Below are 15,636 nucleotides of genomic sequence, written 5' to 3'. Positions count from 1 at the left end.
ATTTCGTGAGATCTTTTAAATTCGTTCGTTACCTAAATGCGGACTTAGTTTGCGAGCATCATTTACGTAACGATTTATCTTTTATGGGCAAACGGCTTCAAAATGAGAAGCGATTTAAGTTGTTGAAAAACATATGAACAATTGATTTTTATTATACATTTAGGTCCATCAATAATGATTATTCACGGTGCTCTATAAGCCCGGAGTTACCATCCTTTTGCCCAATGATTAGATTTGGATTTTATCCATAAATGTTCATTTTTTTGAATGATAAAATAAGTTTTATGATCTCGCTAGCAAAAACCTCTGGATTTGGTAAAAACTGGTGATTAGGATCACAAATGGTAAGGTTTTAATTTGCGGAGCAAAATTAATTGAATACACTGAATAGGACTAAATTGAGCGACTAAAATAAGTTTCTCAAACGAATTCTAAAAAATCCTATAGGGGGAAACAACTGGTGAATATTCTAGGATATGCGCAGAAGCTTGGTAAGGCGTTAATGCTACCAATCGCAACGCTTCCGATTGCGGCATTGCTGCTACGTCTGGGTCAACCAGACTTACTCGATATCGCATTCATGGCATCTGCTGGTAACGCAATCTTCAGTCAACTACCATTATTGTTTGGTTTGGGTATAGCTATTGGTCTTTCTAAAGACGGTAACGGCGCAGCAGGTCTTGCTGGTGCAGTTGCTTACTTTGTTCTGACAGCAACCGCAACAAACATCGATGCTAGTGTAAATATGTCATTCTTCGGCGGTATCTTTGCAGGTATCATCGCAGGTCACTCTTACAATGCATTCCACGCGACTCGTCTTCCAGAGTGGCTAGCATTCTTCTCTGGCAAACGTCTAGTTCCTATTATGGCTGGTCTATTTGCTCTAGTTGCTGGCGCAATCTTTGGTGTTGTATGGCCTGCTGTTCAATCTGGTCTAGATGCACTTGCTCACGCAGTTTCAACGTCTGGCGCTATCGGTCAATTTGTTTACGGTACTCTTAACCGTGCACTTATCCCAGTAGGTCTACACCATGTACTGAACTCGTACTTCTGGTTCGGTATGGGCTCTTGTCAAGAGATCGTAGTTGCTGCAGAAGGCTTCTCTCAACTTTGTGTTGACCCTGCACTAGCTAAAACTTTAGTTGTTGGTCAAGAGTACACATTTGAATTTGCTAACTCAGTTAACCCAGAAATTGTTGCAACTGTTAAAGAAGTAACTGAAACAGTTAAATCTGGCGACCTACACCGTTTCTTCGGCGGCGATAAAGGCGCTGGCGTATTCATGAACGGTTTCTTCCCAGTAATGATGTTCGGTCTACCAGGTGCTGCACTTGCAATGTACCTAGCTGCTCCTGCTGAAAAACGTAGCCAAGTTGGTGGCGCACTATTCTCAGTTGCATTCTGTTCATTCCTAACAGGTATCACAGAGCCGCTAGAATTCATGTTCGTATTCCTAGCTCCTGCTCTATACGCAATGCACGCTGTATTTACAGGTTTGTCTCTAGTAGTTGCTAACATGTTTGGTACTCTGCACGGTTTCGGTTTCTCTGCTGGTCTTATCGACTTCGTATTGAACTGGGGTCTAGCAACTAAACCATTCGTACTACTACTAATCGGTCTTGGCTTCGGTGCTCTATACTTCTTCACTTTCTCTTTCGCAATCCGCGCTTTCAACTTGAAATCGCCAGGTCGTGAAGATGATGACGAAGCTGTTGCAGCTCCTGCTGGCGAAGCACCAAAGGGCGACCTTGCACGTCAATACCTGAAAGCTCTAGGTGGTCACGACAACCTAACTTCAATCGACGCTTGTATCACTCGTCTACGTCTAACTCTTAAAGACCGCTCTGTTGCAGATGAAGTTGTTCTTAAGAAACTTGGTGCTAAAGGTGTGGTTAAACTAGGTGAAAACAACCTACAGGTTATCCTAGGCCCACTAGCTGAAATCGTAGCTGGCGAAATGAAAGCTATTGGTGCAGGCGAAGACCTATCTGATGTAAAACTTCCACAGTAAGGGAAGTACTTAATTAAGACGTAAAGTTACTCTTAAGTAAGTGTCAAATTGAAAGCCTCCCACACGGGAGGCTTTTTTGTGCCTGCAGTTTAAGACCAGCGAACACGGTTCGTTCTATTCTTCATCGAATAGCAGAAATAATCGCAATTAACGGACGGTTCTTATTGTGCAAAGGCTAAGAATTGTGGATGATTAGCAACAATGATCTTTCTATCTTTGACTGGCGCTATAAGCGACCGTTTTCTTGGGGACGAAAGATAACTTTCTCTGACAATACTAAATACATAGAGGTGCTATAGATGAGTGAAGCTGAGGCTCGTCCATCGAATTTCATTCGCCAAATTATTGATAAAGATTTAGCGGATGGTACACACAGTAGCGTGCATACTCGTTTCCCGCCGGAGCCAAATGGCTACCTGCACATTGGTCACGCTAAATCTATTTGCTTGAACTTTGGTATTGCTCAGGACTACCAGGGACAATGTAATCTTCGTTTCGATGATACAAACCCTGAAAAAGAAGACGTTGAATACGTTGAGTCAATTAAGAATGATGTAAGCTGGTTAGGCTTCGAATGGTCTGGTGATATTTGTTACTCATCAAACTACTTCGATACGCTTTACGCTTATGCTGTGGAATTAATTAATAAAGGCTTAGCGTATGTTGACGAGCTAAGTCCTGATCAAATCCGTGAGTACCGTGGCACGCTAAAAGAGCCTGGTAAAGCGAGCCCATACCGTGACCGCAGCCCTGAAGAGAACCTAGCGTTGTTTGAAAAAATGCGTGACGGTGGCTTTGAAGAAGGTAAAGCGTGTCTACGTGCTAAGATCGACATGAGCTCTTCGTTCATGGTTATGCGCGATCCTGTTATCTACCGTGTTCGTTTTGCTCACCACCATCAAACGGCTGACAAGTGGTGCATTTACCCAATGTACGACTTTACTCACTGTATCTCTGATGCGCTGGAAGGTATTACGCACTCTATCTGTACGCTTGAATTCCAAGATAACCGTCGTTTGTACGATTGGGTTCTAGATAACATCACGATTGACTGCCAACCTCGTCAGTACGAGTTTAGCCGCCTGAATCTTGAATATACAGTGATGTCTAAGCGTAAGCTGAACCAACTTGTGGTTGAAAACCTAGTTCAAGGTTGGGATGACCCACGCATGCCTACTATTTCTGGCCTACGTCGTCGTGGTTTTACTTCAAGCTCGATTCGTGAATTCTGTAAGCGTATTGGTGTAACTAAGCAAGAGAACATGATTGAGTTCGGTTCACTTGAATCTTGCATCCGTGATGATCTGAACGAAAATGCACCTCGTGCAATGGCTGTTCTGGATCCAGTTAAGATCGTTATCGAAAACTACGAAGCAGATACAGTAGAAACGTTAACGGTTGCAAATCACCCAAACAAGCCAGAAATGGGCACTCGTGAAGTACCATTTACACGTGAAGTTTGGATTGAGCGTGATGACTTCCGTGAAGAAGCAAACAAAAAGTACAAGCGTTTGGTTCTAGGTAAAGAAGTTCGCCTGCGTGGTGCTTACGTGATCAAAGCTGAACGTATCGAAAAAGATGCAGAAGGCAACATTACGACTATCTTCTGTTCTTACGACAATGAAACATTGGGTAAGAACCCTGCAGATGGCCGCAAAGTGAAAGGCGTTATCCACTGGGTATCTGCTGATAAAGCACTGCCTGCTGAGATTCGTTTGTACGATCGTCTATTCACAGTGCCAAACCCAGCCGCTGCTGATGACTTCGCTGCAACGCTAAACCCTGAATCTCTTGTTACGCTAAATGGTTTTGTTGAACCTAGCCTAGCTGAAGGTGTAGCAGAGCAAGCGTACCAGTTTGAACGAACAGGTTACTTCTGTGTAGATTCGAAAGATTCTAAAGCAGCTGCACTAGTATTCAACCGTACGGTTGGTCTACGCGATACTTGGGGAAAAACTGAAGCTTAATCGCTAAAGTGATTCGCTTTCGATAAGCACCCTAATAAAAAACCGGCTTAGAGCCGGTTTTTTGTATCTGAATAAAGTCGTCAATTATAGAATAAGTTGCGATTAATCGTCTTATGTAGTGACCATATAAAAAACGCCGGCCTAAGCCAGCGTTCTGTATTACTACTTCGCTTTATGCGCGTCTGGATTGCCTTTGCAATCTCCGTTAATGCTTTTGCCGTACAAGTACAAACTGTGGTTTGTTAGTTGCACGTTGTAACGCTGAGCAATCTCTTTCTGTCTTTCTTCGATGATGTCATCAGAGAATTCGATCACTTCGCCACAATCTAAACATACAAGGTGGTCGTGGTGGTGCTGTGTAGAAAGTTCAAATACAGACTTGCCGCCTTCGAAGTGGTGACGAGTTACAATGCCAGCGTCATCGAATTGGTTAAGTACTCGATAAACGGTTGCAAGACCGATTTCTTCACCTAGGTCGATCAGCTTCTTATATAAATCTTCAGCACTAATATGTTGGCAGTCTGGCTGTTGTAATACTTCTAAAATTTTGAGCCGTGGAAGGGTCACTTTAAGACCTGCATCTTTTAGCGCTTGATTATTGTCTGACATATACTTTCCTGTTGATGATCTGCAGCAATTAACAGAATTCAATATTAATACCATTATAGTTTAGTCAGGCATAACAATAAACCACGAACTTCAAAGGGTTACTTACTGACATCACAATCTGTTTTGTAAATTGGAAGTATCTCACTTATAGTGGAGGTACGACCAGTCAAGGTGACGGTGTTTCTGATATGAACATGGAATGTTGTTATGAATAAGCAACTCGCAAAAATATATAAACCCAACATTGTAAAATTTGCTCTTAATATTTGGCCTCCCTTTTGGGGAGCGGGTATTCGAATAGCCCACATTAGCACTGACTTTAGGGTTGTTAAGACAGTACTTAAGCTACGCTGGTGGAATAAGAACGCCAATCGTACTCAATATGGCGGCAGTATCTTTTCTCTTACCGATCCCGTTTACTCATTGATGTTAATGGGAATTTTAGGTGAACGATATTATGTTTGGGATAAAGAAGCGAGCATTAACTTCATCAAGCCGGGGCAATCGGACTTGTATGCAGATTTTGAGATAAGGCAAGGGCAGCTTGACGATATCTATCGTCAGACGCAACTCGGTGAAAAGTGCTTCCCCGAATTTATTATTCACGTGAAAGATAAGCAGGGTAATGTGGTTTCAGAAATTCAACGCACCCTCTATGTAAGAAAGAAGCCGCAATTTAGAGATGATGATGAAGCATTAGAGGCTGAGTGCTAATTAATAGATTTTAAATAGCAAAAAACCTCCTATAAGGAGGTTTTTTCATATCTACATAATGGTTATTAACTGTAACAATTAACAACCACTAGAGAATTAGTCTTCTAGCTCTGCTAGGCACATCTCTTCGTGGATTTGTTTAACCCAGTTAGATACGCGCTCATCAGTTAGCTCAGGTTGACGGTCTTCATCGATACATAGACCAACGAATTGGCTGTCATCGCCTTCAACTAAACCTTTCGATGCTTCGAATTCGTAGCCTTCAGTTGATGTGTGACCTAGGATAGTACCGCCTTTCGCTTCAACGATGTCACGGATAGTACCCATAGCATCACAGAAGTATTCTGCGTAATCTTCTTGGTCGCCACAACCAAAGATAGCAACAAGCTTAGTTGAGAAATCAATAGCTTCTAGCTCTGGGAAAAAGTCATCCCAATCACATTGTGCTTCGCCGTAGTACCACGTAGGGATACCAAGCAGCAGTAGATCGAAGTTATCGATATCTTCTTTGCTGCTTTTTGCAATGTCTTGAACGTGAACGAGCTGTTTGCTCAATTGCTTTTGAATCATCTTAGCAACAGCTTCAGTGTTACCTGTATCGCTACCAAAGAAGAGACCTACACTTGCCATAGAATCATTACCTTTCATTTTGTCTGTTGTCGGTGTAATAAAGTTCGGAAGAGAATCGTTAGATCCCAGTTCCTTCCCAGCTTAGTTGGATTATCCCTTTGGCGATAAAACCCGCACAGCCAAGGAAAAGTACTAACCATACGATGCGACGACCAAATGGAGGAACATTTCCCTGCTTGAGAACGTCCTTAATTGCCATACCGATTAAAAAGAAAATCGCGGCAAACAGGAGATCTAAACCAACAGATTCGATGATGTTCATGTAGTCGTAAAGCATGGGAACCTTATATACCAATTTTGCTTGGGCGCACTATATCACTGTTGTGAGATAAAGTTAATCTGCAGTAATTACACAGCTCTCATTTATCTGCACGAAAAAGCGCAGTTAAGCGATGAATTTTCTAATTGCTCTAAGTACTTCTGCTGGTTTTTCAGCATGCAGCCAGTGACCTGTGTTGGCAATGACATGCGCTTTTGCGTTAGAAAATTGCTGCTGAACGGCTGCTTGATGTTCTGCGGTGAGGTAATCTGAATCCCCACCTTTAATGAGCAAGGTTTTGACCGAGGTTTTCTCGATCGGTTCCCAACCAATAATATGTGGGTAGTTGCTCAATAACGAAGCAACATTGAAGCGCCATTCCATGATGCCTTGCTCTGTTTTGAACAAAGATTTGGTTAAAAACTGGCGAACGCCATCGATCTCGATATGTTTTGCGAGAACCTTGAGTGCATCTGAGCGTGAAGTCGGCTCTTCTTCTATCACGGCTTGCAGGCCTGCGAATACGTTGTCGTGGCGACTCTGAGTGTACGCGACCGGAGCCATATCCAAGACAATCAATTTATGCAGCGCAAGATGTTGTGTCAGTGCCATCGCTACTTTGCCACCCATCGAGTGACCAATCACAGTGACGTCTTCTGACTTAAGATCATGCAGCAGTTGAGCCACGTCTTGTGCCATCGCTTGATAGTTATGAGTGTCACTATGGAAGGATTGACCGTGGTTGCGGAGATCGATACTAAGTACCTGATGATCGGCTTTTAGATCCCTAGCGAGCAAGCCAAGGTTGTCCAGATTACCGAATAATCCATGGATCAAAACAATGGTGTGACCCTCACCTTCAATTTTATAGTTGAGCTGTACTGACATTTTTATCTTATTCATGGTGGGTTTGACGTAGAGTATCCGCGCGGATCTCGCTATAATCCCCCAGAGTTTAAACATTGAGATTGTGAAAAGCGAATGAAAACAATTGAGGTTGATGAGGACCTATACCGTTTTATTGCGGGTCAGACAGAACGTATTGGCGAAAGCGCTTCAGATATTCTGCGCCGCTTGTTACAGGTTGATAGCCAAGGCATGGCTCCGATCGAAGAGATCGTTGAGCCAAAAGGTATCGTTGTTAGCAAAGAGGTAGGCTTTACTCCAGAGAAGTTCGATGGCGTTAAAGAAATGCGCTCACTACTAATATCAGATGAGTTTGCATCACTAAAGAAAGCCATTGATCGTTTCATGCTTGTGTTATCAACACTGCATAAAATCGACCCTTTAAGCTTTTCAGAAGCAACTCAAGTAAAAGGCCGTAAGCGCGTTTACTTTGCAGATAACGAAGCGACGTTGCTAGCAAACGGCAACACGACTAAGCCTAAAGCTATTCCACAAAGTCCTTTTTGGGTTATTACTAATAACAATACAAGCCGAAAAAGACAGATGGTTGAGCAGCTTATGAGCCGCATGAATTTCCAAGCAGAATTGATAGAAAAAGTAACAGGTTCAATTTAACGAAATCTGATTTAAACCTCATAATATCCATGGATAAGAAGATATTATGAGGTTTTTTTGTTTTAAAATTTTATATATAAGGATGTCGAAAAATGGCTATGCACCCTCGTGCTGGGCAGAAAGCTCAGCAGGAAGATCTTCATAATATCCCGGCTTTAGTTGCTAACTATTTCTTACAGCAACCGGATGCTACGAACCCAGATCATAAAGTACTTTTCGGTACTTCAGGTCACCGCGGTACAGCAGACAAATCAACATTTAACGAAAACCACATTCTAGCAATTGCACAAGCGGTTGCTGAAGTTCGTGCCGAGCAAGGTACAACTGGCCCTCTTTTCTTAGGTAAAGATACTCACGCTCTATCTGAGCCTGCGTTCTCTACGGTTATCGAAGTGCTTGTAGCGAACGGTGTTGAAGTTATTATTCAAGAAAACAACGGCTTTACTCCAACACCTGGTATCTCGCACGCGATTCTTACGCACAACCTAGTGAATGACAAAAAAGCCGACGGCATTGTTATCACGCCTTCACATAACCCACCTCAAGACGGCGGTATTAAATACAACCCGACACACGGTGGCCCAGCTGAAGCTGAACTGACTCAAGCGATTGAAGACCGTGCGAACGTGATCATTGCTGAGCAAATGCAAGGTGTTAAGCGTACGCCTATCGCACAGGCTAAACAGTCTGAGCTAGTAAAAGAAGTTGACCTAGTCGCGCCATACGTCGCTGATTTGGTTAACGTCGTGGATATGGAAGCGATCCAGAAAGCAAACATCAAGATTGGTGTTGATCCACTGGGTGGCAGCGGTATTGATTACTGGCGTCAAATTGGTAAAGCGTACAATCTAGATCTTACTCTGGTAAGTGAAGCGGTTGACCCTTCATTCCAATTCATGTCTCTAGATAAAGATGGCGTAGTTCGTATGGACTGTTCTTCTCCATACGCAATGGCAGGCTTACTGGCGCTTAAAGACGAGTACGCTCTAGCATTTGGTAACGACCCAGATTACGATCGCCACGGTATCGTGACACCTAAAGGTTTGATGAATCCAAACCACTTCTTAGCGGTTTGTATTGATTACCTATACCGTAACCGTGAAGGTTGGGGTAAAGACGTTGCTGTTGGTAAGACACTAGTATCAAGTGCATTAATCGATCGCGTAGTTTCTGACTTAGGTCGCGAACTTTGTGAAGTGCCAGTTGGTTTCAAATGGTTCGTTGATGGCTTATACAACGGCCAGTTTGGTTTTGGTGGCGAAGAGAGCGCAGGTGCTTCTTTCCTACGTAAAGACGGTACGCCTTGGTCAACAGATAAAGACGGCCTGATTCTTTGCTTGCTTGCGGCTGAGATCACAGCAGTGACAGGTAAGAACCCACAAGAATACTACGAAGAACTTGCCGCTAAACACGGTGAATCTAAGTACAACCGTATTCAAGCGGTAGCAAATGGTGCACAGAAAGACGTGCTGAAGAAACTATCTCCAGAGATGGTTTCTGCTGAGACGTTGGCTGGTGATGCAATTACTGCACGCTTAACACACGCTCCAGGTAACGGTGCTGCGATTGGTGGCTTGAAAGTGACAACTGAGAACGGCTGGTTTGCTGCGCGTCCATCAGGCACTGAAGACATCTACAAGATCTACTGTGAAAGCTTTAAGGGTGAAGAGCACCTGAAAGCAATCGAAGCAGAAGCTCAAGAGATTGTTAACCAAGTATTTGCAGCCGCTGGCCTATAATCGAATCTCGATTACTAGAGTTGCTAAGTAAATAGAAGAAGGGTTGATGTGAAAGCATCAACCCTTTTTGTTTGTGTTAGTTACGTATAAGCGGGAAAAGGTAACTGAGTTAGCTCAGACGACTAACCGTGTGGCCAACTTTGTGGCATCACAAACCAGAATTGCCCCGACTTTGTTTGCCCATGGACGAAGCGATCACCGAACTCGGTGATCGGCTGACTGCTGAAATCATCCGTCCCTGCTGCCCATTGCTCTTTGGTGAGTGGATACAGTGGTTCACTGATTAAATGAGCCTGATCTTGATAGCACCAAAAGCCGTTTACTTGGCTTGGGTTAATGTCATAGCCCAAGCATTTTGTCGGTATGTTTTGCTCTAAGAAAGGGTTGGTATATAGACGACCTTGCATCAGTAAGTGTTTTGAGTCGACATCGATTTCTGGATATTGCTCAACAAAGGCGGCAGAAGAGGACATTTCGAGTTGGTGGCTGAGCATCCTGTCGAGTTTCTTATCCAATTGGTCGTGAGAGTTGGGTCCAAACCATGTTTGTTCGTGGAGCAGATAAAACTTAATCGCCACTTCCCAATGTTCCAGCTTTTGGCTGCTCTCCTCTTTAAGAATAAAGTCGATTGCACCGAGAGTTCTGCCTTCCACATTGATCTGAATCTCGTCGTGCTTTATCGAGTAATTCGGTGAGGCAGCGATCACTTGCTCGCATAGATATTGGTAGAGGAAACCTAATCTAGGATTACCCTCATAAGTATGTGATGAGTCGATGGCATGGTTGCTAGAGAATGCACTGAGATCCGAAACCGGTGGCTTGATTTCTAGTAATGGCGGTGAGTCGATGACCCATTGGTAAAAACGTTGCAGTGCTGTCATCTCTTCCTCATAAACTCATCGTGGGGCTTTCGACATTCTACCCGTAAATTGATATAACGACGTTATTATAAAGGTAAGCTGGAAAGAAAAATGATTAACTTACAATTAGAAAAGCTACTTAACGAAAAACTGCAGCCACAGCAGATTAAAGATTACTGTCCTAATGGTCTTCAAGTTGAAGGCGCGACAGAAGTGAAGCGAATCGTTACTGGTGTAACAGCTTCTCAAGCCTTGATTGATAAAGCGGTAGAACTGAACGCAGACGCTTTGTTGGTTCATCACGGTTTCTTTTGGAAAGGTGAGTCAGAGGCAATTCGTGGCATGAAGGGCAAACGCATTCGCACTCTGATAAAGAATGACATTAACCTTTTGGGTTATCACTTACCTCTCGATATCCATCCTGAACTTGGTAACAACGCCAAACTCGCTGAACTGCTTGATATTGAAGTAGAAGGTGGCTTGGAAGGGCACCCACAATCGGTTGCTATGTTTGGTAGATTAAAGACACCGATGACCGGTGCTGAGTTTGCGGCAAAAATTGATCAAGTACTGAATCGTAAGCCGCTACATATTGCTCCTGAAAACGCAGATAAAATGATTGAAACGGTAGGTTGGTGTACTGGCGGCGGTCAAGATTACATTGAACTTGCAGCCTCTCAAGGTATCGACGCATTTATCTCTGGTGAAATTTCTGAGCGCACAACTTACTCGGCCCGCGAGCAAGACATCCATTATTTTGCTGCAGGTCACCATGCGACAGAACGCTACGGCGTGAAGGCACTAGGTGAGTGGTTAGCAAAAGAGCACTGCTTGGATGTTGAGTTTATCGATATCGATAACCCAGTTTAAGAGCAGATGCGAGATAAGGGGTACGAGTCGAGTGTATGCGTCGTTCTCTAGAATTGAGCAGGTAACCTGTATAGTTTATCTGCTCGCTTAAGGAGATCCCCAACTCATTCGTCCCTCGTTCTTGGGGATGACGATATTATTTTATTCGTTCACTTCGCATTCTTGAGGATGACGGGGTTGAGAGCGTACAAAAGAAAAGGGGTTGATGTTCTCACATCAACCCCTTTTAACATTATGATTTATAGCAACTATTCACGTTCGTGAAGTGCTTTAAAGTCACGTTGTTCTTCACCAGTATATAGCTGACGAGGACGACCGATACGGTTCGTCGGATCGCTGTGCATTTCGTTCCAGTGAGCAATCCAACCGATGGTACGAGACATCGCGAAGATTACTGTAAACATAGATACTGGAATACCGATTGCTTTCAGAATGATACCTGAGTAGAAATCTACGTTCGGGTATAGCTTCTTAGAAACAAAGTACTCATCAGAAAGAGCGATACGCTCAAGTTCCATCGCTACGTCTAGTAGTGGATCTTGGATGTTTAGCTCTTTAAGCACTTCGTGACACGCTTCGCGCATTACTGTTGCACGTGGGTCGTAGTTCTTGTAAACACGGTGACCGAAGCCCATCAAACGGAATGGGTCATCTTTGTCTTTTGCTTTCGCAACGTATTCTTCAATGTTATCTACGCTACCGATCTCTTCAAGCATGCGCAGACAAGCTTCGTTTGCACCGCCGTGAGCTGGGCCCCAAAGTGATGCGATACCTGCTGCGATACACGCAAACGGGTTAGCACCAGATGAACCAGCAAGACGCACTGTAGACGTAGAAGCGTTCTGTTCGTGGTCAGCATGTAGAGTGAAAATCTTATCCATTGCACGAGCAACGATAGGGTTCACTTCATACTCTTCACATGGGTTTGCAAACATCATGTGTAAGAAGTTTTCTGCGTAGCCTAGGTCGTTACGTGGGTAGATAAACGGCTGACCGATTGAATATTTGTAACACATTGCAGCCAGTGTTGGCATTTTTGAAATCAGGCGGTATGCCGCAATTTCACGGTGTGTATCGTTGTTGACATCAAGTGAGTCGTGGTAGAACGCCGCTAGAGCGCCTACAACACCACACATTACAGCCATAGGGTGAGCGTCACGACGGAAGCCGTGGAAGAAACTAGCGATTTGCTCGTGCACCATAGTGTGACGTGTCACGGTAGTCTTGAACTTTTCGTACTCAGCTCGAGATGGGGCTTCACCGTAAAGAAGTATGTAACATACTTCTAAGTAATCAGCGTTATTGGCAAGTTGGTCGATTGGATAACCACGATGTAAAAGAATGCCTTTTCCACCGTCAATAAAAGTGATTTGAGACTCACAGGATGCAGTGGCAAGAAAACCAGGGTCAAAAGTGAAAAAACCATTAGAACCTAGTGTACGAACATCGATCACTGGAGTACCAAGTACACCTTCTGTAATCGGCAGCTCGATTGGCGCTTGACCTTCAATGTGAAGGGTAGCTTTCTTATCCGCCATAACAATCTCCTTTGTTTATTATTTAATCCGTCCAGGATGTTTATGTGCCATTTTTTTACTGGTCTTACGTGGGAAAGTCAATTTTTCTGAAGCTTTGTGTGCACTTGTTAGTGTTTTTTACATTAAATTCGTTAAAAATCTGGTCTGTGTAGCATTATTTGTTACATCAATTGTATTAGAATGTTGCCAGTCGTATAGTGGCGCTGAAAAGTTTGGTTAAAACCTTATAAATGCAAGGCTAAGAAGAAATGTGAGGTGTCTTTCTTAATCGAGCAGTTAACAATTATTTTACAATTATCTAAGGCTCAACTTCAGTTATTTGTTAAGTTAATGTTAAATTTTGAAGGTTTACAATCAAATTTTGTCCATAACAATATCATAAGGTTATTTAATGACCATAATGCTCAATGGAGCTGAGTGAGCAAGCCCGTGAAAGAAAGAAAGACAAGACCTGTTAATTTAGATTTACAGACCATCCACTTTCCAATCACAGCAATAGCTTCCATCCTACACCGTGTGTCTGGGGTGATAACTTTTGTCGCGATTGGAATTTTGCTTTGGTTACTATCCATTTCCCTCTCATCCCCAGTAGGCTTTGCCGAAGCTAGCGACATTGTCGATGGTTTCTTCGTGAAGTTTATTCTGTGGGGCATTTTAACCGCTTTGGCTTACCACATTGCTGGTGGTATTCGTCACCTTCTTATGGACCTTGGTCACTTTGAAGAGCTGGAATCTGGCGCGAAGAGCGCTAAGGTTGCATTCGCAGCAACAGCGGTATTGTCTCTACTAGCGGGGATCTTAGTATGGTAAACAACGTTTCTACTTTTGGTCGTAATGGTGTCCACGATTATCTATTGATTCGTGCTACTGCCATCATTATGACGCTTTACACTATCTACCTAGTTAGCTTTTGTGCTTTCTCTGGTGATATCTCTTACGCATCTTGGACGCAATTCTTTGGTGGAACCTTCACTAAAGTCTTCACCATGTTAGCGCTTACTTCTGTTTTGGTTCACGCGTGGATCGGCCTATGGCAAGTACTAACTGACTACATCAAATGCGCAAAACTGCGTGTTGGTCTTCAAGTCGGTGTTGTTGCAGTTCTTCTTGGATATTTCTTCTCTGGTCTGTTTATTTTGTGGGGTGCGTAAGTGACTATTCCTGTTCGTGAGTTTGATGCCGTAGTGATCGGCGCTGGTGGTGCAGGTATGCGTGCCGCACTGCAAATTTCTGAGCAAGGCCTTTCTTGTGCATTGCTTTCTAAAGTTTTCCCTACTCGTTCTCATACGGTTTCAGCGCAAGGCGGCATCACTGTTGCTCTTGGTAACGCGCATGAAGACCATTGGGAACAACATATGTATGACACAGTAAAAGGTTCTGATTACATCGGTGACCAAGACGCTATCGAATACATGTGTAAAAACGGTCCTGAGTCGGTAATCGAACTCGAAAAAATGGGCCTGCCTTTCTCTCGTTTTGAGAACGGTACTATTTACCAGCGTCCTTTCGGTGGTCAATCTAAAAACTTTGGTGGTGAGCAAGCGGCTCGTACCGCAGCTGCAGCCGACCGTACTGGTCACGCACTGCTTCATACGCTTTACCAACAAAACATTAAACACAAAACGACGGTTTTCTCTGAGTGGTATGCACTGGATCTTGTTAAAAACGAAGATGGTGCAATTTTAGGTACTACCGCGCTTTGTATGGAAACGGGCGAGGTTTGCTACTTCAAAGCGAAGGCAACAATCCTTGCGACTGGTGGTGCTGGTCGTATCTACGCATCAACAACCAATGCACACATTAACACTGGTGACGGTGTTGGTATGGCGATTCGTGCTGGCGTTCCTATGCAAGACATCGAAATGTGGCAGTTCCACCCGACGGGTATCGCTGGTGCAGGTGTATTGGTAACGGAAGGTTGTCGTGGTGAAGGTGGTTACCTTCTCAATAAAGACGGCGAACGCTTCATGGAACGTTACGCACCAAACGCTAAAGACTTAGCGGGTCGTGATGTTGTTGCTCGTTCAATGATGGTTGAAATTCGTGAAGGTCGCGGTTGCGATGGCCCTTGGGGTCCACACATCAAGCTTAAGCTTGATCATCTAGGTAAAGAGACACTTGAATCTCGTCTTCCTGGTGTATGTGAACTTTCTCGTACCTTTGCTCACGTTGATCCAGTGAAAGAGCCAATCCCAGTAATCCCTACATGTCACTACATGATGGGTGGTGTTCCAACACAAGTTTCTGGTCAAGCTATTAAGCAAACCGAAGACGGCAACGATGTTGAAATCCAAGGTCTCTTTGCTTGTGGTGAAATCGCATCAGTATCAGTACATGGTGCCAACCGTCTAGGTGGTAACTCACTGCTTGATTTAGTGGTATTTGGTCGTGCGACAGGTCTACACCTAGGTGAGACACTGAAGAAGCAAGACGAAGCGAAACCTGCAACTGAAGCTGACATTGAGCGTTCACTAGAGCGTTACAACCGTTGGGAAAACAGCACAGACGGCGAAGATCCAGCGCAAATCCGTAAAGATCTTCAGCAATGTATGCAGAACAACTTCTCAGTATTCCGTGAAGGCAAAGCAATGGCTGAAGGCCTAGAAGAGCTAAAAGCGATTCGCGAGCGTCTGAAAAATGCACACCTATCTGATAAGTCTACAGAGTTCAACACTCAACGTATCGAGTGTCTAGAGCTTGAAAACTTGATGGAAACGGCATTCGCAACGGCTGTTGCTGCAAATTTCCGTACAGAGAGCCGTGGCGCACACGCTCGATTCGATTTCCCTGACCGTGATGATGAGCTATGGCTATGCCACTCACTTTACAACCCAGAGTCAGAGAGCATGACTAAGCGTGGTGTAAACATGGAACCTATCCATCGTGAAGCGTTCCCACCAAAAGCACGTACGTACTAA

The 15,636-nt window shown here is 43.9% G+C and carries 15 protein-coding genes; 9 read left to right on the top strand and 6 right to left on the bottom strand.

What is annotated here, in order from left to right; translation table 11 throughout:
• The first annotated feature begins 460 nt into the window (after window positions 1-460).
• A complete protein-coding gene (nagE, locus tag AB4154_RS08730) occupies window positions 461-2,011 on the top strand; it encodes an N-acetylglucosamine-specific PTS transporter subunit IIBC (protein WP_032545860.1) in 1,551 nt (516 codons plus the stop codon).
• A 299-nt stretch (window positions 2,012-2,310) separates the two neighbouring features.
• The gene (glnS, locus tag AB4154_RS08725) at window positions 2,311-3,978 is read left to right on the top strand and encodes a glutamine--tRNA ligase (RefSeq protein ID WP_065583828.1); all 1,668 of its coding nucleotides are present in this window, start codon (window positions 2,311-2,313) and stop codon (window positions 3,976-3,978) included.
• Window positions 3,979-4,140: 162 nt separating this feature from the next.
• Here the strand turns inward: glnS and fcrX are convergent, their stop codons facing one another.
• A complete protein-coding gene (gene fcrX, locus AB4154_RS08720) occupies window positions 4,141-4,587 on the bottom strand; it encodes a ferric iron uptake transcriptional regulator FcrX (RefSeq protein WP_017061956.1) in 447 nt (148 codons plus the stop codon).
• A gap of 207 nt (window positions 4,588-4,794) precedes the next feature.
• Here fcrX and AB4154_RS08715 point away from each other — a divergent pair, with 207 nt between their 5' ends.
• Entirely contained in the window at window positions 4,795-5,301 is a 507-nt protein-coding gene (locus tag AB4154_RS08715; protein ID WP_017061955.1) for a DUF4442 domain-containing protein, read from the top strand.
• 96 nt (window positions 5,302-5,397) lie between these two features.
• Here the strand turns inward: AB4154_RS08715 and fldA are convergent, their stop codons facing one another.
• The 3 genes from fldA to AB4154_RS08700 all read right to left on the bottom strand — a co-directional run bounded on the left by fldA (window position 5,398) and on the right by AB4154_RS08700 (window position 7,078).
• Window positions 5,398-5,931 (bottom strand): flavodoxin FldA, encoded by a 534-nt coding sequence (fldA, locus tag AB4154_RS08710; protein ID WP_010436745.1) that lies wholly within the window; start codon window positions 5,929-5,931, stop codon window positions 5,398-5,400.
• Window positions 5,932-5,989: 58 nt separating this feature from the next.
• Window positions 5,990-6,208: a DUF2788 domain-containing protein gene (locus AB4154_RS08705; RefSeq protein ID WP_004737900.1), complete on the bottom strand. Its 219-nt coding sequence runs from the start codon at window positions 6,206-6,208 to the stop codon at window positions 5,990-5,992.
• A 108-nt stretch (window positions 6,209-6,316) separates the two neighbouring features.
• Complete coding sequence (locus tag AB4154_RS08700; protein ID WP_017061954.1) at window positions 6,317-7,078, bottom strand: alpha/beta fold hydrolase; 762 nt, start codon at window positions 7,076-7,078, stop codon at window positions 6,317-6,319.
• A 93-nt stretch (window positions 7,079-7,171) separates the two neighbouring features.
• Between AB4154_RS08700 and seqA the strand changes: the two genes are divergently transcribed.
• Entirely contained in the window at window positions 7,172-7,711 is a 540-nt protein-coding gene (gene seqA / locus AB4154_RS08695; protein WP_017061953.1) for a replication initiation negative regulator SeqA, read from the top strand.
• Window positions 7,712-7,803: 92 nt separating this feature from the next.
• Window positions 7,804-9,450: a phosphoglucomutase (alpha-D-glucose-1,6-bisphosphate-dependent) gene (gene pgm / locus AB4154_RS08690; protein WP_017061952.1), complete on the top strand. Its 1,647-nt coding sequence runs from the start codon at window positions 7,804-7,806 to the stop codon at window positions 9,448-9,450.
• A gap of 122 nt (window positions 9,451-9,572) precedes the next feature.
• On the opposite strand, the gene AB4154_RS08685 is transcribed toward pgm, so the two are convergent.
• Entirely contained in the window at window positions 9,573-10,331 is a 759-nt protein-coding gene (locus AB4154_RS08685; protein ID WP_017061951.1) for a DUF1853 family protein, read from the bottom strand.
• A 90-nt stretch (window positions 10,332-10,421) separates the two neighbouring features.
• Here AB4154_RS08685 and AB4154_RS08680 point away from each other — a divergent pair, with 90 nt between their 5' ends.
• Entirely contained in the window at window positions 10,422-11,180 is a 759-nt protein-coding gene (locus AB4154_RS08680) for a Nif3-like dinuclear metal center hexameric protein (protein ID WP_136973706.1), read from the top strand.
• A gap of 248 nt (window positions 11,181-11,428) precedes the next feature.
• Here the strand turns inward: AB4154_RS08680 and AB4154_RS08675 are convergent, their stop codons facing one another.
• Window positions 11,429-12,718, bottom strand: a complete 1,290-nt coding sequence (locus tag AB4154_RS08675; protein WP_017061949.1) for a citrate synthase — start codon at window positions 12,716-12,718, stop codon at window positions 11,429-11,431.
• 417 nt (window positions 12,719-13,135) lie between these two features.
• Here AB4154_RS08675 and sdhC point away from each other — a divergent pair, with 417 nt between their 5' ends.
• From sdhC to sdhA, 3 genes are read left to right on the top strand one after another with little or no spacing between them, the layout of a single operon-like run.
• Window positions 13,136-13,528 (top strand): succinate dehydrogenase cytochrome b556 subunit, encoded by a 393-nt coding sequence (gene sdhC / locus AB4154_RS08670; protein WP_017061948.1) that lies wholly within the window; start codon window positions 13,136-13,138, stop codon window positions 13,526-13,528.
• A complete protein-coding gene (gene sdhD, locus AB4154_RS08665) occupies window positions 13,522-13,869 on the top strand; it encodes a succinate dehydrogenase, hydrophobic membrane anchor protein (RefSeq protein WP_010436768.1) in 348 nt (115 codons plus the stop codon). The genes sdhC and sdhD overlap by 7 nt, the downstream gene beginning before the upstream one ends.
• A complete protein-coding gene (gene sdhA / locus AB4154_RS08660; protein ID WP_372122706.1) occupies window positions 13,870-15,636 on the top strand; it encodes a succinate dehydrogenase flavoprotein subunit in 1,767 nt (588 codons plus the stop codon). It begins immediately after the preceding gene.

Origin of the sequence: Vibrio sp. 10N.286.51.B11, assembly GCF_041469245.1 — a bacterium.
GTDB classification, from domain to species: Bacteria; Pseudomonadota; Gammaproteobacteria; order Enterobacterales; family Vibrionaceae; genus Vibrio; species Vibrio crassostreae_C.
This window is presented reverse-complemented; position numbering and strand designations above follow the sequence as displayed.